This is a genomic window from Streptomyces sp. NPDC088400 (assembly GCF_044753355.1).
Classification (GTDB): Bacteria; Actinomycetota; Actinomycetes; order Streptomycetales; family Streptomycetaceae; genus Streptomyces.
Window position 1 is genome coordinate 53,359 of record NZ_JBIVMZ010000017.1, and the last position, 19,461, is coordinate 72,819.

Genomic DNA, 19,461 nt, shown 5'->3' on the forward strand with positions numbered 1-19,461 from the left:
TCCATGCTACCCGGGTAGGAAATGCGGTGCCACCTCGCGGCGGGCGGCGACATGGAAGGATGACGGAAAACGTCACATACCGAGGAGATGACCGCGTGCCCGGCACCAATCTGACCCGCGACGAAGCGCAGCGGCGGGCGAAGCTGCTCACCGTGGATGCGTACGCGATCGACCTCGACCTCTCCGGCGCGCAGGACGGCGGCACCTACCGGTCCGTGACCACGGTGCGTTTCCGGAGCGCGGAGGCCGGGGCCGAGACCTTCATCGACCTGGTGGCACCCGCCGTGCACGAGGTCGTGCTGAACGGCGCGCCGCTGGACGCGTCCGCCGTCTTCGAGGACTCGCGGATCGCCCTGAAAGAGCTGCACGAGGGCCTGAACGAGCTGACGGTCGTCGCGGACTGCGCGTACACCAACACCGGCGAGGGCCTGCATCGCTTTGTCGACCCGGTGGACCAGCAGGCGTATCTGTACACGCAGTTCGAGGTGCCGGACGCGCGGCGCGTCTTCGCGTCGTTCGAGCAGCCCGACCTGAAGGCGACCTTCCAGTTCACCGTGAAGGCGCCCGAGGGCTGGACCGTCGTCTCCAACTCGCCGACGCCGGAGCCCAAGGACAACGTCTGGAGCTTCGAGCCGACCCCGCGCATCTCGTCGTACATCACCGCGCTGATCGTCGGCCCGTACCACTCGGTGCACAGCTCGTACGAGAAGGGCGGGCAGTCGGTGCCGCTCGGTATCTACTGCCGTCCCTCGCTCGCCGAGTACCTCGACTCGGACGCGATCTTCGAGGTCACGCGGCAGGGCTTCGACTGGTTCCAGGAGAAGTTCGACTACGCCTACCCCTTCGCCAAGTACGACCAGCTGTTCGTACCGGAGTTCAACGCGGGCGCGATGGAGAACGCGGGCGCGGTGACCTTCCGCGACCAGTACGTCTTCCGGTCGAAGGTGACGGACGCGGCGTACGAGACACGGGCCGAGACGATCCTGCACGAGCTGGCCCACATGTGGTTCGGCGACCTGGTCACCATGGAGTGGTGGAACGACCTCTGGCTGAACGAGTCGTTCGCCACGTACACCTCGATCGCGTGCCTGGCGTACGCGCCGGGCTCCCGCTGGCCGCAGTCCTGGACGACGTTCGCGAACTCCATGAAGACCTGGGCGTACCGGCAGGACCAGCTGCCCTCCACGCACCCGATCATGGCGGAGATCCGCGACCTGGACGATGTGCTGGTCAACTTCGACGGCATCACGTACGCGAAGGGCGCGTCCGTACTGAAGCAGCTGGTCGCGTATGTCGGGCAGGACGAGTTCTTCCGGGGCGTGCAGGCGTACTTCAAGGCGCACGCGTTCGGGAACACCCGGCTGTCCGATCTGCTGGGCGCGCTGGAGGAGACCTCCGGGCGTGACCTGAAGACCTGGTCGAAGGCGTGGCTGGAGACGGCCGGGATCAACATCCTGCGCCCGGAGATCGAGCTGGACGAGTCGGGCCACGTGACCTCGTTCTCCGTACGGCAGGAGGCTCCGGCGCTGCCCGCGGGCGCGAAGGGCGAGCCCGTTCTGCGTCCGCACCGGATCGCGGTGGGCTGCTACGACCTGGACGAGAACGGCAAGCTGGTCCGTACGAGCCGGATCGAGCTGGACGTGGACGGCGCGAGCACCGAGGTGCCGTTCCCGGCGAACACCCCGCGCCCGGCGGTGATCCTGCTGAACGACGACGACCTGTCGTACGCGAAGGTCCGCCTCGACGAGGAGTCGCTGCGGGTCGTCACCGAGCACCTCGGGGACTTCACGGAGTCGCTGCCGCGCGCGCTGTGCTGGGCGTCGGCGTGGGACATGACGCGGGACGGCGAGCTGGCCACGCGCGACTACCTGGAGCTGGTGCTGTCCGGCATCACCAAGGAGTCGGGCATCGGTGTCGTCCAGTCGCTGCACCGCCAGGTGAAGCTGGCGCTCGACCTGTACGCGGCGCCCGCGTGGCGCGAGGCGGGGCTGACGCGCTGGACGGACGCCACCCTGGCCCACCTGCGCGCGGCGGAACCGGGCAGCGACCACCAGCTGGCGTGGGCACGGGCGTTCGCCGCGACCGCGCGTACGCCGAAGCAGCTCGACCTGTTGCAGGGGCTGCTGGACGGTACGGAGACGGTGGAGGGCCTGGCCGTCGACACCGAGCTGCGCTGGGCGTTCGTCCAGCGGCTGGCGGCGGTCGGTCTGCACGACGAGGAGGACATCGCGGCGGAGTACGAGCGCGACCGGACGGCGGCGGGCGAACGCCACGCGGCTGCGGCCCGCTCGGCCCGCCCCGACGCCGACGCCAAGGCGGAGGCCTGGGCCTCGGTGGTGGAGAGCGACAAGCTGCCGAACTCGCTCCAGGAGGCCGTGATCGGCGGCTTCGTCCAGACCGACCAGCGTGAACTGCTCGCTCCGTACACGGAGAAGTACTTCGCGGCGGTCACGGGCGTCTGGGAGTCGCGCTCGCACGAGATGGCCCAGCAGGTCGCGGTCGGCCTCTACCCGGCGCTCCAGGTCGCGCAGTCGACCCTGGACGCGACGGACGCCTGGCTGTCGACGGCGGGCCCGAACGCGGCGCTGCGCCGCCTGATCTCGGAGTCCCGCGCGGGCGTCGAGCGCGCGCTGAGGGCGCAGGCCGCGGACGAGGCGGCGGGGGCCGCGTAACCCGCGTAACAGCTAGGGCGTGTTGACGGGAGCGGGTGGCGGGAGCGGCCTTACGGGGCCGTCCCGCCGCCGGCGGTCCGAAGTCGCCGCCGCCGACACCCGTAAATCGTCGTCGGTAGCCGTAAGTCGTCGCACAGAAACGCCGCCCCGTACACCTGTGCCGGACGGCGTTCTCGGATCATGGTCCCGCGAGCGTGAGCGCGACACGGTCGTGCCACGAGCGCGGGGTGAGGTTTGGCGGGCCGGCCTGGCGTCAGGCCTGCTGCTTGCGGGACTTGTCCAGGACCATCACCAGGCCCGCGATGATCCCGAAGATCACCACCGGGGCCACCACGAAGAGGCCGAGTGTCTCGGCGACACTCAGGCCCGCACCCGGCTGGTCACCGTCGTCGCGGGTCAGCGCGAGGGCCGGGGACGACATGAGCAGCATCATCAGCGTCGTACCGGCCGTCAGGGCGCCGGCGCGCAGAGCGTTCTTCTTGTCCACGGTGCAAACGTAGCGAACGCCTATACCGGCCGCGCGCGCGGGGGTGCCGTACGGGAGCGCAGGACCTCCGCGAGGCCGCGCAGCCGTGGTGACGCGGTCAGTTCCTCCAGGGTCATCGGGCGGCCCTCGGAGTCCGCGACCGGCAGTCTCCAGTTGGGGTACTGGTCCCAGGTGCCCGGCAGGTTCTGGGGGCGGCGGTCGCCCACCGTGTCCGGCAGCCAGATGCCGACCATCCGGGCCGGGGTCCGCGACAGGAAGCGGTAGACCGCGCGGATCTCGTCCTCCTCGTCGCCGCCTCCCTCGGGCAGCAGTCCCAGACCGACGAGAGCGCGCCGCCACTCGGCGACCTCCGCCCGGTCGTCGGCCTGCTCCTGCTCCAGCGGGCGGGTGAGCAGGCCGAGGCGGTGCCGTAGCTCCACGTGCTCACCGGTGAGGCGGGCCGCGGTGGACGGGAGGTCGTGGGTGGTCGCGGTGGCCACGCAGCCCTCGCGCCAGCTCTCGGGCGGGAGCGGCTGCCCCGTACCCGCCCAGTCCCGTTCGAACCAGAGCACCGAGGTGCCGAGCACACCGCGCCGCTCCAGCGCCTCGCGTACGCCGGGCTCGACCGTGCCCAGGTCCTCCCCTATGACGACGGCGCCCGCGCGGTGCGCTTCCAGGGCGAGGACGGCGAGCATCGCCTCGGCGTCGTAACGGACATACGTTCCCCGGGTGGGTTCCTGGCCCTCGGGTACCCACCAGAGCCGGAACAGGCCCATCACATGGTCGATGCGCAGCGCCCCCGCGTGCCGCAGGAGGCCCGTGAGCAGTCCGCGGTACGGGGCGTAGCCCGACGCGGCCAGGACGTCGGGGCGCCACGGGGGCAGGCCCCAGTCCTGGCCGAGCGCGTTGAAGGCGTCAGGTGGGGCGCCGATCGACATCCCGGCGGCGAAGGCGTCCTGCTGGGCCCAGGCGTCCGCGCCGTCGGGGTGCACCCCGACGGCCAGGTCGTGGACGATCCCGACGGCCATTCCGGCGTCCCCGGCCGCCCGGGAGGCGGCTCCGAGCTGTTCGTCGGTGAGCCAGGCCAGCCGGCAGTGGAAGTCGATCCGTTCGAGCAGCTCGCGCCGGGCTTCGGCCGTCTCGGCGGAGCGGGGGTCGCGCAGCCCGGCCGGCCAGTCGCGCCAACGGGGGCCGTGCGTCTCGGCGAGGGCGTACCAGGTGGCGTGGTCCTCCAGGGCCTGCCCCTGTGCGGCCAGGAAGTCGCAGTAGGCGGCGCGGCGGCCGGGGCCGAGCGGGGCCGTGGCCAGGATGTCCAGGGCCGCGCGCTTGAGCGCCCAGACGGCGTCGCGGTCGATGAGCGCGCCGCTTGTCTCCGTACCCGTGTCCTGGGCCTCGGGCCCTGCCTGGGCGGATTCACTCGGAACTGGTTCACGCAGGACCGACTCGCGCAGCGCCGCCGCCTCCTCGACCAGCGCGTCGAGCCGCTCGCGCTCGGGGCCGCGGGCGTACGCGTACTCCGGAATGTCCTCGATCCGCAGGTGGACCGGGTCGGGGAAGCGACGCGAGGACGGGCGGTACGGCGAAGGGTCGGTCGGGGCGCCGGGGACCGCCGCGTGCAGCGGGTTGATCTGGACGAACCCCGCACCCAGCACCCGCCCCGACCAGGCGGCCAGTTCGGCGAGGTCCCCGAGGTCGCCCATGCCCCAGGAGCGGCGGGACAGCAGCGAGTAGAGCTGCACCAGAAAGCCGTGCGTACGGGCGGGGGGCTGCGGGACATGACCGGGCGCGACGACGAGCGTGACCCGGGCCGTACTGCCGTCAGGGGCCCCCACGGCCAGCCGGTGCACCCCGAGAGGCAGCCGCGCCCACGCGGAGGCCTGGACGGCGGGCCCCGTCAGCTCCTCGGCCTCCACCAGGACGGCGGAGCCCGACTGGGGCAGCTCCACCGACTCGCCCCGCTCCGTCTCCACCCGGAGCGTCGCACCGGGCGGGAGCGTGGCCAAGGAGGGGGGCAGGTCGGGAGTCGCGCCGTCGGGGGCGGCCCACAGGACCAGCGTCGGGGGCAGCAGGCGGCTCGCGGCGGCGGACTCGGCGCGGCTCAGCTCGTCGTCCACCGCCACAGGGGTGGACGCGTCGACGCCCAGCGCGGCCAGTACCGAGACCACCGTGTCGTCGGGGACCGGGACGGTAACGCCCGGAGAGGGTGAGTACGCGGTGGCGACACCGTGCAGCTCGGCGAGCCTGGCCAGGCCCATTCAGACTCCTGGGTACTCCATGCAGTTGCAGCCTGCCGTGCCGTACGCGGTCGGCTCGCTGGTCAGCGGGGCGGTGTCGGCGGCGAGCGGCGGCTCGCTGGTCAGGGGCGCGTAGTCGGCGAACGCTGGTTCGCTGGTGAGAGGAGGGCAGTCGGCGAACGCTGGTTCGCTGGTCAGAGGCCCCGCACCGACCTTGGCGAGCGGCGGCTCGCTGATCAGAAAGGCGGGCTCCGTCCGTTTGGAAAGAGCGGTGGGCAGAAGCTGAGCGGTCGCGGCCATGATGGCCCCTCCAAGAGATCGGAGAACAGAACTATTGAGCCCCTACCCAGGGAACACGACCGCAGACCCGTACCCCCCGTAAACGTGGGTTGAGTCACGATCTGTTCCCCGGTTCGCCGTGGTCTGTTTCCCGGATCCCCGTGCGGCGGGCGGAGCCCCTGCCTATCACAGGCAACAGCCAAAAGGGACACAACGGCCTTGCACGTTGACACCCTCATCGCGGGGTGGTGGGCTCTTGCCGCTCGGCCGGACCGCTCCGGTGAGATCGTTCGTCAGGATTTCCGTACTTCGGTGGGGTCACGGAAACACTGAGGGGAGCAGGGCATGCAGCTCGGGCGGATGAAGGGGACCGCGACCGCCGTCGCGGTCGCCGTGATCGGCGGTCTTCTCGGCTCGGCGCCGGGCGCGCTCGCCGCCCCGCACGACCCGGCGGCCCCGTCGGCCACTACGCCCGGCCGCGGGAGCGACGCCTCCGTCCCCTCCGTCTGGCCCCGGCCGCAGACGATCCGGGCGGCCGGAGCCGCCGTGCCGCTCGGGGACGAGGTCACCGTCGTCACCGGCGCCGGAGCCGACCCGTACGCCGTACAGGAGCTGACGGAACTGCTGCGGGCGGCAGGCGTCCGTACGGTTCACACCACGTCGTCCACCGGAAGAGCGCCCGGGGAGCCGACCGCCGGCACCGGCCCTGTCCTATTAGCCGGGGGCTCCGGCGCGCAAGAAGCGCTGCGCGCCCTGCGCGCGCCGGAGCGCGCGGACCTGCCGACCGGCGGCTACCGCATCGCCGCGGGCACCGTCGCCGGACGCGCCACCGTCGCCCTGGACGGGCTCGGTGACGACGGCCTCTTCCACGCCGTGCAGACCCTGCGCCAGCTGATCGTCACAGCGGGCGGCCGGCCCACCGTCCCGGGAGTCGTCATACGGGACTGGCCCGGGACGGCGATACGGGGCACCACGGAAGGCTTCTACGGACAGCCCTGGAGCCACCGGCAACGACTGGCGCAACTCGATTTCATGGGGCGCACGAAGCAGAACCGCTACCTGTACGCGCCCGGCGACGACGCGTTTCGCCAGGTGCGCTGGCGCGATCCGTATCCCGCCGCGCAGCGCGCCGAATTCCGTGAGCTGGCCGAACGCGCCCGGCGCAATCATGTGACGCTCGCCTGGGCCGTCGCCCCCGCCCAGGCCATGTGCATGACCTCGGACTCGGACGTCAAGGCGCTCAACCGCAAGATCGACGCGATGTGGGCGCTGGGCGTGCGCGCCTTCCAGCTCCAGTTCCAGGACGTCAGTTACAGCGAGTGGCACTGCGACGAGGACGCCGACACCTTCGGCTCGGGCCCCGAGGCCGCCGCCAAGGCGCAGGCCCGCGTGGCCAACGCGGTGGCGGACCATCTGGCGGACCGGCACGGCGGCGCCGAGCCGCTCACGGTGATGCCGACCGAGTACTACCAGGACGGCACCACGGACTACCGCGAGGCGCTCGCGGACGCGCTCGACAGCCGCATACAGGTCGCGTGGACCGGAGTCGGTGTCGTACCGCGCACGATCACCGGCCGGGAGCTGGTGGGGGCGCGCGCCGCGTTCAAGCGCCCCCTGGTCACCATGGACAACTATCCGGTCAACGACTACGAGCAGGGCCGCCTCTTCCTCGGCCCGTACACCGGCCGCGAACCGGCCGTCGCCGCCGGCTCGGTCGCGCTGCTCGCCAACGCCATGGAGCAGGCGTCCGCGTCCCGTATCCCGCTGTTCACGGCGGCCGACTACGCCTGGAATCCGCGCGGCTACCAGCCTCAGGAGTCCTGGAAGGCCGCGATCAACGACCTCGCGGGCGGGGACACCGAAGCCCGTGAGGCGCTGAGCGCGCTGGCCGGAAACGACGCGTCCTCCATCCTCGACCCGTCGGAGTCCGCGTACCTGAAGCCGCTGCTCGACGACTTCTGGGAGTCCCGTACGAACAGGGACGTCACGGACACGGGGCACCCAGCGGCCGGGGACCCGGCGGCGAGCAGGCTCCGGGCGGCCTTCACGGTGATGCGGGAGGCCCCGCGGCGACTCGCGGGAGCGGCCGGGCTCGCCGCAGCCGCCGGAGGCGCCGGCTCCGGCTCCGGCGAGGAGGGGCGGCTGGACGACGAGGTGCGGCCCTGGCTCGACCAGCTGGCGCGCTACGGCGAGGCCGGTGAGCTGGCCATCGACATGCTCCAGGCCCAGGACCGCGGCGACGGGGCGAGCGCCTGGCAGGACTCGCTGGCGCTGGAACCACTGCGCGAGGCCGCCCGGGCGAGTCGGGCCACGGTCGGCAAGGGTGTGCTCGGCCCCTTCCTCGACCGGGCGGTCAAGGAGTCGTCGGCCTGGACAGGCACGGACCGCGCCCCGAACGCGGCGAACTCGGCGAACTCGGCGGGCAACAGCGGCGGGACCGGCAAGACTGACGAGACCGGCGAGAAGATCAGCAAGGACGCGCAGTCCTACACCGTCAACCTCGGCAGGACCCGATCCCTCGAAACGGTGAACACGATGACCGAACCCGGCACGGGCGCCGGCGCGAGCGTCGAGGTCCACGTCCCCGGCGAGGGCTGGCGCGCGCTGGACTCGCTCTCCACGAGCGGCTGGACCGAGACGGCCGCGAAGGGAGTACGGGCCGACGCCATACGGATCCGCTGGACCGGCGCGGGTCTCGGATCCGGCGTCGTGGGACCGAGCGCGTCCGGGGCGGCGCCGGCCATCCGCCACGTCGTGCCCTGGTTCGCCGACGAACCGCAAGCCGAACTGGATCTGCCCCGGGGCGAGACCGGCGCCCAGATCGGCGGGAAGCCCGAGACGGTCGAGGCCCGGCTGTCCGCACGGCGGCCCGTCGACGTACGGGGCAGACTCACCGCGAAGGCGCCTTCCGGCATTCGGGTGAAAGTGCCCAAGGAGACGACGGTGCCGCGCGGGTCCCGTACAACCGTTCCCGTCGAGGTCAGCGTCCCCGCGGGCACCCCGGCCGGTACGTACGAGGTGCCGTTCGCCTTCGCCGGTGACGCCCGTACGTTGACGGTACGGGCCTCGCCCCGTACCGACGGCCCGGACCTCGCCCGCACCGGCAGGGCCACCTCCTCCGGCGACGAGACCGCCGACTTCCCGGCGTCCGCCGCGATCGACGGCGATCCGGTCAGCCGCTGGTCCTCCCCCGTCGAGGACGGCGCCTGGTGGCAGGTGGAACTGGCGCGGCCCGCACGGGTCGGCCGAGTGGTGCTGCGGTGGCAGGAGGCGTACGCGAGCCGGTACCGCATCCAGGTCTCGGCGGACGGGCGGAACTGGCGGACCGCGGCGACGGTGAGGGACGGGGCGGGCGGGCGCGAGGTGGTGGGCATGGACGCGAGGGAGACGCGGTTCTTGCGGGTGCAGGGGGAGGGGCGGGGGACGCGGTTCGGGTACTCGCTGTTCTCGGTGGAGGCGTATGGGGTGGCGGGGTGAGGGGTGCCGTCCGGCGAGGCGGGGGCGGGGTGCGGTGCGCCGTCCGGCGGGGGCGGTGCGCCGTCCGGCGGGGGCCGTGGTCCGTGGGCGCCGGTTTGTGGTGGGTGCGGGGGCCGCGGCCTCCGGAGGCGCATGTCCGGACTGCATGATTTACGCCGCGTGCGGGTGTGCTTTTCGGGTGTGGGTTCGTGAGCGGCACAAATCACGCTCTACGTCCGGACACGTCACCTCCTGCGACCCCGTCCCCCTCCCGCCGGTTCCCCGTCCGCGGGCCGCCTCGTGGTTCCGTACGGCCGCCCCCCGGTGGGGGATCTCTCCCCCGGCCCGGTGGTGTGGGGCTGGAGTGGTCTCTCCGCCCCGGGCTGGTGGGGTGAGGTGGGGGCTGAGGTTGGGGTGTGGGTGCGGGTCTGGGGTTGGGGTGCCTGGGCGTTCTGGTTGGGTCGTCCGCCGGCGAGTGAGCCGAAGGGGCGCGCCGCTGTCGTAAGGGAGAGCGCGCGCAGGCCCCGAGGAACGAGGGGGCGAGCACGGTCGACCGTCGACAGTGGCTTGAGGCGCCCCGGAGGCGAACCGAGCCCAAAAAAAGAAGGCAGCGCGCGGCGGTGCGGAGACGTCCGCCTTCGCACCGAGTCTGTTGAACCTCAGCCCACCCGTCGCCCCCGGCCCCGGAGGCGAACCGAGCCCAAAAAAGAAGGCCGCGCGCGGCGGTGCGGAGACGTCCGCCTTCGCACCGAGTCTGTTGAACCTCAGCCCAGCCGTCGCCCCCGGCCCCGGAGGCGGACCGAGCCCCAAAAATCACGCCGAGATGCCGTCGATTCGGGCCATGGCGTCCTCCGCTCCGTACGGTTGTAGGTACGGAAGCCACCTCGGATCGCGGTGTCCCGTTCCGATGATTCGCCAGGCCAGGCCCGATGGTGGGGCCGGCTGGTGGTTGAGTCTCCAGCCCAGTTCCCTCAGGTGTCGGTCCGCTTTGACGTGGTTGCAGCGGCGGCAGGCCGCCACCACGTTCTCCCACGCGTGCTGCCCGCCACGGCTGCGCGGAATGACGTGGTCGACGCTGGTTGCGACGCCACCGCAGTACATGCAGCGACCGCCGTCGCGGGCGAAGAGCGCGCGGCGGGTGAGCGGGACGGGGCCCCGGTAGGGGATGCGTACGAAGCGCTTCAGGCGTACGACGCTGGGTGCGGGGATGACACGGGTTTCGCTGTGCATGAAGGCGCCGGATTCCTCGAGGCAGAGGGCTTTGTTCTCCAGGACGAGGATGAGCGCGCGGCGGAGCGGTACGACGCCGAGCGGCTCGTACGACGCGTTGAGGACCAGAACGTGCGGCACGGGTGCCTCCTTGTACGCCGGCGGCGCGTGGCTCGCGCCGGGACGATCTGTACTCAGTCTCTCCTCATGCCTGGTCGAAACGCCACCACGTCCAGGTAACGGCCTCGGGGTGTTTTCGACCACACCACGTCCTGCCGTGCAGGTGGCCGCTCCCGGCCCGTACGGGGTACACGTGAGTCGTGTCTCTCCCCCTGGCGGAGCACCGGAATGGCCGCACTGCCCCGTTAGTGTGGTTGGCCAGCCCGGCAACCTGTCCGGCCCTACCTGGAGGTCTCTGTCGTGTCCTGGTCCGCTCCGCTGGCCGCCGCCGCTCCACCCCCCGACCCCGTCACTCTGGACGAGGCCGCGGACCGGGCGACCGACGCGGCGAGCTGGGTGGAGGAGAACTGGTCCACGTGGCTGAGCGTCGGGTTGCGCATGGTGTTGATCCTGGTGATCGCGCTTGTTCTGCGTCATGTGATCCGCCGTGCCCTGACCAAGCTGATAGAGCGGATGAACCGCAGCGTTCAGTCGGTGGAGGGCACCGCGCTCGGTGGTCTGCTGGTGAACGCAGAGCGGCGGCGTCAGCGGTCCGAGGCCATCGGGTCGGTGCTCCGGTCGGTCACGTCGTTCCTGATCCTGGGTACGGCGGCGCTGATGATGCTGGGGGCGCTGAACATCAATCTGGCCCCGTTGCTGGCGTCCGCGGGTGTCGCGGGTGTGGCGCTGGGCTTCGGTGCGCGCAATCTCGTCACCGACTTCCTGTCCGGCGTTTTCATGATCCTTGAGGATCAGTACGGCGTCGGGGACACGATCGACGCGGGTGTGGCGTCCGGCGAGGTGATCGAGGTCGGCCTGCGTGTCACGAAGCTGCGGGGCGACAACGGCGAGATCTGGTACGTACGCAACGGCGAGGTCAAGCGGATCGGCAACCTCAGCCAGGGCTGGGCGACGGCCGGTGTCGATGTGATGGTCAGGCCGTCGGAGGACCTGGATCGGGTCCGTACGGTCATCACACAGGTGGCCGAGAAGATGGCCAAGGACGACCCGTGGAACGAGCGGCTGTGGGGTCCGGTCGAGATGCTCGGCCTGGACTCGGTGCTGCTGGACTCGATGACGGTGCGGCTCTCGGCGAAGACGATGCCGGGCCAGTCGCTGGGCGTGGAGCGCGAGTTGCGCTGGCGGATCAAGCGCGCGTTCGACGAGGCGGGCATCCAGATCGTCGGCGGCATCCTGATCGCGACGGAGGACGGCGCGGCGACCGACCCGACGGCGGGTGTGTCGGCTCCCTCGGCGCTGGCCAGTCCGACCTCGCCGCAGTCGCTGGCGGCGTCCCCGCTAGCTCCGCCCACGAACCTCACGAAGTAGACCCGGCCGCTCACTCCTTTGTCTCCGCGCCCCCGCGGGTAACTCTTTGGTTGCCGCGGGGGTGTGTTGTGCCAGAAGGTATTGACGGCTTCCCGGCCACCGGCCTACGTTCCCTGCCTGATAGGAAACTTTCCTAACAGCGCTGTCGTCGGTGAGTTTGCGAGCGAGCAGCAGTCGAAAGGCAGGCGCCAGGCCGTGACCGGATCCACCACTCCGTCGCCGGGAACTCCACGGGTGCTGCGGGCCATGAACGACCGGGCCGCCCTCGATCTGCTGCTGCTCCACGGGCCGCTGTCGCGGACGCGCATAGGGAAGCTGACCGGGCTGTCGAAGCCCACCGCCTCCCAGTTGCTGGCCCGCCTCGAAGCGGCCGGACTCGTTGTCGCCACCGGGACCACCGAGGGCCGTCCCGGTCCCAACGCGCAGTTGTACGCCGTCAACGCGCGGGCCGCGTACGCCGCCGCGCTCGATGTGAACCCGCGGCGGATCCTCGCCGCCGTCGCCGATGTCACCGGCGCCACGGTCGGCGAGTTCGAACTGCCGACTCCGGGCCGCCGCACCGACGGTGTCGTACGTCAGGTGACGGACGCCCTGGACGGGGCCGTGAAGGCGGCCGGGCTGACGCGCGCGGAGGTCCGCCGGGTGGTGATCGGCACGCCCGGCGCGTTCGACCCGTCCACCGGGCGGCTGCGGTACGCGTCCCATCTGCCCGGCTGGCACTCCCCCACCCTGCTCGACGAACTGGCCGCGGCCCTGCCGATGCCCGTCGAGTACGAGAACGACGTGAACCTCGCGGCGGTCGCCGAGCAGCGGCTCGGAGCTGCCCGTGGCCACGAGGACTTCGTCCTGCTGTGGAACGAGGAGGGGCTCGGCGCCTCCGTGGTCATCGGCGGGCGGCTGCACCGCGGCTTCACCGGTGGCGCCGGCGAGGTGGGCTTCCTGCCGGTCCCCGGAACTCCGCTCGTACGACAGGTCGTCAGGGCCAACAGCGGTGGCTTCCAGGAACTGGCCGGCGCGCAGTCCGTGCCGAGGCTCGCCAAGTCGCTGGGGTTCGACACCCCGGAGAAGCCGTACGTCGATGTCGCCGCCGGGCTGCTGGCACGGGCCGCGGCCCGGTACGGGGAGGACGGCGAGCGGGCCGGTGACGAGCGGGCCGGCGGGAGCGAGCGGGCCGGTGACGAGCAGGCCGGCGGGAGCGAGCAGGCCGGTGACGAGCGGGACCGGCACGGGGAGAGTGGTCAACTGGCCGAGCTGCTAGGGCTGTACGCCCAGCGCCTCGCCACCGGTCTCGCCTCCGTGACCGCCGTCCTCGACCCCGAACTGATCATCCTCGCGGGCGGGGTGATCGCCGCCGGCGGTGAGCCGCTGCGCGCGCTGGTCCAGGCGGAACTCGCCGAACTCGCCGCGTCCCGCCCCCGGCTCCTCGTCGGCGAGGTCCAGCACCGTCCCGTACTGCGGGGCGCCCTGGAGAGCGCTCTCGCGACCACGCGCGACGAGCTTTTCGACACCTCGCGCTGACGGCCCCTCACGTCGGCATCGGTCCACGGTGACCACCACGGTCGCATCCGCGTTCACCCCCTCGACCCGCGGTTCACTCCCTCGACCCGCGCCGCGTACGTCCCTGTTCTCCCCGCGCGCCTCCCCGTACGTCACCTTCCCGAACCTCGACCACCCGGGAGTACCGTCATGTCCAAGAACCGACGTCTGACCGTTTCCGCCCTGGCGGTCGCCGCGATATCCGTCGTCGCCACCGCGTGCACCGGCCAGTCGGGGGCCGGCGCGTCCGACGATCCGAACGCCAGGACCTCGATCACCTTCTGGCACGGGTGGAGCGCGCCCGCCGAGACCAAGGCGATCCAGGACAACATCGACCGGTTCGAGAAGGCCCACCCGAACATCACGGTGAAGGTCGTCGGCAACATCAATGACGACAAGCTCAACCAGGCGCTGCGCGCGGGCGGTTCGAACGGGCCCGATGTGGTGTCCTCCTTCACCACGTCCAATGTCGGCAAGTTCTGTTCGTCGGGCGCCTTCGCCGATCTGAAGCCGTTCATCGAGAAGTCCGGGCTCGATCCGGAGAGGATCTTCCCGAAGGTGCTGCTGGAGTACACCCGGTTCGAGGGCAAGCGGTGCGCGCTGCCGCTGCTCAGCGACGCGTACGGGCTCTACTACAACAAGGACGCCTTCAAGAGGGCCGGGATCACCTCGCCGCCGAAGACCATGTCGGAGCTGGCGGCCGACGCCAGGAAGCTCACGAAGACCAAGGGCGACAGCTATGAGCAGGTCGGTCTGATGCCGACCTATCACGGCTACGAAACGGTCGTCGATCACTACATGTCGAGCTGGGACCACACGTATTTCGACAAGAACGGCAAGTCCGCCGTCGCCAAGGACCCTGCTTTCGCGGAGATGTTCACGTATCAGAAGAAGCTCGTGGACGACCTCGGCGGCTACGGGAAACTGGAGAGGTTCCGCAGCACGTTCGGTGACGAGTGGGGCGCCAAGCACCCGTTCCACACCGGCCAGGTCGCGATGCAGCTCGACGGCGAATGGCGGCTCGGGATGGCCGAGGACGCGGACGTTCCGTTCGAGATCGGGGTGGCGCCGATGCCGGTGGCGGACGACGAGCGCGACAGTTACGGCAAGGGTTTCCTCTCCGGGACCATCATGGGTATCGCCCCGCAGAGCACGAAGCAGAACGCCGCGTGGGAGCTGATGAAATACATGACCACCGACACCGAGGCGGTTGTCCGGTTCGCGAACGCCATCCGCAATGTGCCGTCGACCTTCGCGGCGCTCGCGTCGCCCGGCCTGAAGCTCGATCCGCGCTTCCGGACGTTCCTCGACATCGCGCGGCACCCCGGGTCCAGCACACCCCCGGCCGCCGTCAACGGTTCGGCCTACCAGCAGACGCTTCAGGACTTCGGATTCCAGTACGAGAAGGGCGCGGTGAAGGATCTCCAGGCCGGTCTGGAGAAAACCGCCCGGCAGATCGACCGTGATATCGAGCAGGCCAAGTAACGGGCCCGGAAGTCGTTTTCGATGACCACGCATACGCCGCGTTCGAAGCGCCGCAGGTCGGCGCTGCGTACGGCGGCGTTCATGTCGCCCTGGTTGATCGGCTTCACCGTCTTCTTCGCGTATCCGCTGATCTCGACCGTGTACTTCTCCTTCATGAAGTACGACGGCTTCAACCCGCCCTCCTGGAACGGCCTCGGGAACTGGTCGTATGTCTTCACCGACTATCCGATGTTCTGGCCGTCGCTGCGCAATACGCTCTGGCTCGTCGTCGTCATGGTGGCCTGCCGGGTGGTCTTCGGGCTGGGCACCGGGCTGCTGATCACCAGGATCAAGACCGGTACCGGGATCTTCCGCACCCTCTTCTACCTGCCATATCTGGCGCCGCCGGTCGCCGCGACGCTCGCCTTCGTCTTTCTTCTCAATCCCGGTACGGGGCCGGTCAACACGGTCCTCGGGGAGCTCGGCCTGTCGGCTCCGGGCTGGTTCAACGACCCGTCCTGGTCCAAGCCGGCGCTGACGCTGCTGGCCGTCTGGGGCATCGGCGACCTGATGGTGATCTTCATGGCCGCGCTGCTCGACGTACCGAAGGAGCAGTACGAGGCGGCGGAGCTGGACGGCGCGTCGGCCTGGCAGCGGTTCCGGTTCGTGACCCTGCCGAACATCTCGCCGATCGTACTGTTCGCCGTGGTGACGGGGGTGATCTCCGCGATGCAGTACTACTCCCAGCCGTTGGTCGCGGGAAAGGTCGCCTCCGGTGTCATCGGCGGCTCCGGCCAGCAGTTCGAGCCCGGTTATCCCGACAAGTCGACACTCACGCTGCCCCAACTGGTCTACAACCTGGGCTTCCAGCGCTTCGACTACGGCGCGGCGTGTGTCGTCGCGCTGGTGCTGTTCCTTCTGGCCATGGCCTTCACCGCGCTGCTGATGCGGCGGCGCGGCGGACTGATCGGAGCGGGTGGCTGAGATGACGTCCGTACTCGACCCGGCGACCGCGCCGACCGGAGCACCCCGGCCGGCGACTCCGGACCGTACGCCCGCCGCCCGGACCGCGCGCCGCAGGGCGCTGCTGCACTGGATCGCCGTCCATGCCCTGGGCGTCGCGGCGGCGCTCTTCTTCCTGCTGCCGTTCGTCTTCCTCTTCCTGACCTCGGTGATGAGCGACCAGCAGGCACTCACCCGCGATCTCACCCCGGACACCTGGGAGTGGGGCAATTACGCCAAGGTCTTCGACACCCCGGGCTTTGTGACCTGGTGGAAGAACACCCTGCTGTACGCGGGACTCGGCACCGTCCTCTCGGTGATCTCGTCGATCCCCGTGGCGTACGCGCTCGCGAAATTCCGCTTCCGGGGACGCCGGTTGTCACTGATGCTCGTCATCTCGATGATGATGCTGCCGCCGCAGGTGATCATCATTCCGATGTATCTTTTCTGGGCGAAGCAGCTCGATCTGTCGGGCACGCTCTGGCCGTTGATCATTCCGATGGCGTTCGGCGACGCGTTCTCCATTTTCCTGCTGCGGCAATTCCTGCTGACCATTCCCGACGAGTATCTGGACGCCGCGAAGATCGACGGCTGCGGTGAATTCCGTACGCTGCTCAGGGTTGTGCTGCCGATGGCCAAACCGGGAGTGGCGGCGGTGGCGCTGTTCCAGTTCTTCTACGCCTGGAACGACTACTTCGGACCTCAGATCTACGCCTCGGAGAATCCGGCCGCCTGGACCCTCAGTTACGGCCTGGAATCCTTCAAGGGCGCGCACCACACCGACTGGAATCTGACCATGGCCGCGACCGTCCTGGTCATGGCCCCCGTGATCCTCGTGTTCTTCTTCGCCCAGAAGGCGTTCGTCGAGGGAGTCACACTGACCGGAGTGAAGGGCTGAGAATCATGAAGCTCGCAGTGGTGGGCGGCGGATCGACCTACACACCCGAACTCATCGACGGTTTCGCCCGTTTGAGGGACACGCTGCCGATCGGGGAACTCGTCCTGATCGACCCGGCGGCCGACCGTCTCGACCTGGTCGGGGGGCTGGCCCGGCGGATCTTCGCCAAGCAGGGGCACCCCGGCCGTATCACCGTCACCCAGGACGTGGACGCGGGTGTCGCGGGCGCCGACGCGGTGCTGCTCCAGCTGCGTGTCGGTGGGCAGGCGGCGCGTCTGAAGGACGAGACCTGGCCGCTGGAGTGCGGCTGTATCGGGCAGGAGACGACGGGCGCGGGCGGTCTGGCCAAGGCGCTGCGGACGGTTCCGGTGATCCTCGACATCGCGGAGCGGGTACGGCGCGCCAACCCCGACGCCTGGATCATCGACTTCACCAACCCGGTGGGGATCGTGACCCGGGCGCTGCTCCAGGCCGGTCACAAGGCCGTGGGTCTGTGCAATGTGGCGATCGGCTTCCAGCGCAGGTTCGCGAAGCTGCTGGAGGTCGCCCCGTCCGAGGTCTATCTGGAGCATGTGGGACTCAACCATCTGACCTGGGAGCGCGGCGTGCGCATCGGCGGCCCGGAGGGTGCCGACGTACTGCCCGAGCTGCTGGCGAAGCACGGCGACGCGCTCGCGGCGGATCTGCGGCTGCCCCGTGCGGTGCTGGACCGGCTCGGGGTCGTACCGTCGTACTACCTGCGGTACTTCTACGCGCACGACGAGGCCGTACGCGAACTGGGCACCAAGCCCTCCCGGGCCGCCGAGGTGGCCGAGATGGAGAAGCGGCTGCTGGAGATGTACGGCGACCCCGCGCTGGACGAGAAGCCGGAGCTGCTGTCGAAGCGCGGCGGCGCCTTCTACTCGGAGGCCGCGGTGGACCTCGCGGCCTCGCTGCTGCGGGGCGAGGGCAGCCCGGTCCAGGTGGTGAACACGTACAACAACGGCACGTTGCCGTTCCTGCCGCCCGACGCGGTCGTCGAGGTCCAGGCACGGGTGAGCACGTCGGGTGCGGTGCCGCTGGCGGTGCCCGCGCTGGATCCGCTGTACGCGGGGCTGATCGCGAATGTCTCGGCGTACGAGGACCTGGCGCTGGAGGCCGCGCTGCACGGCGGCCGGGACCGCGTCTTCAAGGCGTTGCTGTCCCACCCGCTGATCGGCCAGTACGCATACGCGGAGACGCTCACGGACCAGCTGATCGCGCACAACCGGGAGCATCTCGCGTGGGCGTGAGCGGGGATCTCGACGGGGGTACGGGTGTGGCCGGAGCGACGGACGCGGGGACGGTCGGCGGTACGGGCGTGGCGGGGCGTACGAGTGCGGTGAGACGTATGGGTGCGGTGGGGTGTACGAGTGCGGTGGGGCGTACGGGCGTGGCCGGTCCGGCGGCGGGGCGCGGGAGCGTCCTGGCTGTCGACGCGGGGAACAGCAAGACCGATGTGGCCGTGATCGGTCCCGACGGGTCGGTGCTCGGAACGGCCCGCGGTGGCGGCTTCCAGCCACCGGCCGTCGGGATCGAGGCGGCGACCGACGCGCTGGCGGCAGCGGTCGCCGAGGCGCTCGCGGCGGCGGGACTGCCGGAGCGGGATGTCGTGGATCATGCCGTGGATCACGTGTCGGCGTGTCTGGCCAACGCCGATCTCCCCGCCGAGGAGCGGGAGTTGACGGCGGCCGTGCACGCGCGGGGGTGGGGCCGTACGACCGAGGTGCGCAACGACACCTTCGCGATACTGCGGGCCGGGCTGCCGAGCGGTGCGGCGCCGCGGGGCGTCGCCGTCGTATGCGGCGCGGGCATCAACTGCGTGGGCATGCTGCCCGACGGCCGCACCGCCCGCTTCCCCGCGATCGGCCGGATCTCCGGTGACTGGGGCGGCGGCGGGGGCCTCGCGGAGGAGGCGCTCTGGTTCGCGGCGCGCGCGGAGGACGGCCGGGGCGAACCGACCGAGTTGGTACGGACGCTGCCGGGGCACTTCGGCCTGGGGTCGATGTACGAGCTGATCGAGGCGCTGCACCTGGGGCGCATCCCGTACGTACGCAGGCATGAGCTGGCGCCGGTGCTGTTCGCGACCGGCGCGGCGGGTGACGCGGTGTCCCGGTCGTTGGTCGACCGGCTGGCCGAGGAGGTCGTGGCGCTGGCGACGGTCGCGCTCGGCAGGCTCGGGCTGCTGGACGAGGTGGCGCCGGTGCTGCTGGGCGGGAGTGTGCTGGCGGCCCGCCATCCGCAACTCGACGACCGGATCGGGGAACTGCTGGCCGTCAAGGCGCCCAAGGCGGTCGTCGAGGTGGTGACGGCTCCGCCGGTGCTGGGTGCGGCGCAGCTGGGTCTGGACCACGTACGGGCGAGCGCGGAGGCACACGCGCGGCTGGGGGCGCACTACACGTGAGCACGCCGGGCGCGCGCGCCCGGCCCCGGCGCGTGGCACGGCCGCCGCTGCATCCGCCCCCAATTGCCGGTCGGTCTCATTCATCCGAACGCGTACGAACTCCCGTGGAGGGGAACCGATCAACGGTGTCCGGCGTATTCACAGAAGAGCGGAGACCGCGCTGCCGCCGGAGGGCCGAAAGGGCCGAAGGTTCAACGGCTCGACGGCTCGACGGCTCGACGGCCGGCACGGTACGCGATGGGGAACGTAGGTCGGCACAGTTCGGAACCGCCCGGCACAGCTCGGAAGCAGCCCGGTACGTAACAAGATCCAGTCAGGCCTGGTGTAGTTGTCGG

At 70.7% G+C, this 19,461-nt stretch carries 13 protein-coding genes; 9 read left to right on the forward strand and 4 right to left on the reverse strand.

Features of this window, described 5'->3' with window-relative positions:
* Positions 1 to 95: 95 nt before the first annotated feature.
* Positions 96 to 2,672 carry an aminopeptidase N gene (gene pepN / locus ACIQD6_RS32060; RefSeq protein ID WP_401889403.1) on the forward strand — a complete coding sequence of 859 codons (2,577 nt, stop codon included), beginning with the start codon at positions 96 to 98 and terminating at the stop codon, positions 2,670 to 2,672.
* Positions 2,673 to 2,925: 253 nt separating this feature from the next.
* On the opposite strand, the gene ACIQD6_RS32065 is transcribed toward pepN, so the two are convergent.
* From ACIQD6_RS32065 to ACIQD6_RS32075, 3 genes are read right to left on the reverse strand one after another with little or no spacing between them, the layout of a single operon-like run.
* On the reverse strand, positions 2,926 to 3,159 hold the full coding sequence (locus tag ACIQD6_RS32065) for a hypothetical protein (protein WP_401889406.1): 234 nt from the start codon (positions 3,157 to 3,159) through the stop codon (positions 2,926 to 2,928).
* 20 nt (positions 3,160 to 3,179) lie between these two features.
* Entirely contained in the window at positions 3,180 to 5,393 is a 2,214-nt protein-coding gene (gene malQ, locus ACIQD6_RS32070) for a 4-alpha-glucanotransferase (RefSeq protein WP_401889409.1), read from the reverse strand.
* Positions 5,394 to 5,672, reverse strand: a complete 279-nt coding sequence (locus tag ACIQD6_RS32075) for a hypothetical protein (protein WP_401889411.1) — start codon at positions 5,670 to 5,672, stop codon at positions 5,394 to 5,396. It abuts the gene before it with no gap.
* A 324-nt stretch (positions 5,673 to 5,996) separates the two neighbouring features.
* On the opposite strand from ACIQD6_RS32075, the gene ACIQD6_RS32080 reads away from it, so the two are divergent.
* Complete coding sequence (locus tag ACIQD6_RS32080; protein ID WP_401889414.1) at positions 5,997 to 9,128, forward strand: beta-N-acetylglucosaminidase domain-containing protein; 3,132 nt, start codon at positions 5,997 to 5,999, stop codon at positions 9,126 to 9,128.
* A gap of 792 nt (positions 9,129 to 9,920) precedes the next feature.
* Here ACIQD6_RS32080 and ACIQD6_RS32085 read toward each other — a convergent pair.
* The gene (locus tag ACIQD6_RS32085; protein WP_401889416.1) at positions 9,921 to 10,457 is read right to left on the reverse strand and encodes an HNH endonuclease; all 537 of its coding nucleotides are present in this window, start codon (positions 10,455 to 10,457) and stop codon (positions 9,921 to 9,923) included.
* Between the two features lie 279 nt (positions 10,458 to 10,736).
* Between ACIQD6_RS32085 and ACIQD6_RS32090 the strand changes: the two genes are divergently transcribed.
* The 7 genes from ACIQD6_RS32090 to ACIQD6_RS32120 all read left to right on the forward strand — a co-directional run bounded on the left by ACIQD6_RS32090 (position 10,737) and on the right by ACIQD6_RS32120 (position 19,126).
* Positions 10,737 to 11,804 (forward strand): mechanosensitive ion channel family protein, encoded by a 1,068-nt coding sequence (locus ACIQD6_RS32090; protein WP_401889419.1) that lies wholly within the window; start codon positions 10,737 to 10,739, stop codon positions 11,802 to 11,804.
* A gap of 246 nt (positions 11,805 to 12,050) precedes the next feature.
* A complete protein-coding gene (locus ACIQD6_RS32095; RefSeq protein WP_401889491.1) occupies positions 12,051 to 13,322 on the forward strand; it encodes an ROK family transcriptional regulator in 1,272 nt (423 codons plus the stop codon).
* Between the two features lie 168 nt (positions 13,323 to 13,490).
* Positions 13,491 to 14,825, forward strand: coding sequence for an ABC transporter substrate-binding protein (locus ACIQD6_RS32100; RefSeq protein ID WP_401889422.1), 1,335 nt, complete (start codon positions 13,491 to 13,493; stop codon positions 14,823 to 14,825).
* Between the two features lie 21 nt (positions 14,826 to 14,846).
* The gene (locus tag ACIQD6_RS32105) at positions 14,847 to 15,788 is read left to right on the forward strand and encodes a carbohydrate ABC transporter permease (protein ID WP_401889425.1); all 942 of its coding nucleotides are present in this window, start codon (positions 14,847 to 14,849) and stop codon (positions 15,786 to 15,788) included.
* A 1-nt stretch (position 15,789) separates the two neighbouring features.
* Positions 15,790 to 16,704, forward strand: coding sequence for a carbohydrate ABC transporter permease (locus tag ACIQD6_RS32110; RefSeq protein WP_401889427.1), 915 nt, complete (start codon positions 15,790 to 15,792; stop codon positions 16,702 to 16,704).
* Positions 16,705 to 16,709: 5 nt separating this feature from the next.
* Positions 16,710 to 17,975 carry a 6-phospho-beta-glucosidase gene (locus ACIQD6_RS32115; protein ID WP_401889430.1) on the forward strand — a complete coding sequence of 422 codons (1,266 nt, stop codon included), beginning with the start codon at positions 16,710 to 16,712 and terminating at the stop codon, positions 17,973 to 17,975.
* Positions 17,976 to 18,073: 98 nt separating this feature from the next.
* Positions 18,074 to 19,126: an N-acetylglucosamine kinase gene (locus ACIQD6_RS32120; protein ID WP_401889494.1), complete on the forward strand. Its 1,053-nt coding sequence runs from the start codon at positions 18,074 to 18,076 to the stop codon at positions 19,124 to 19,126.
* Positions 19,127 to 19,461: the final 335 nt, after the last annotated feature.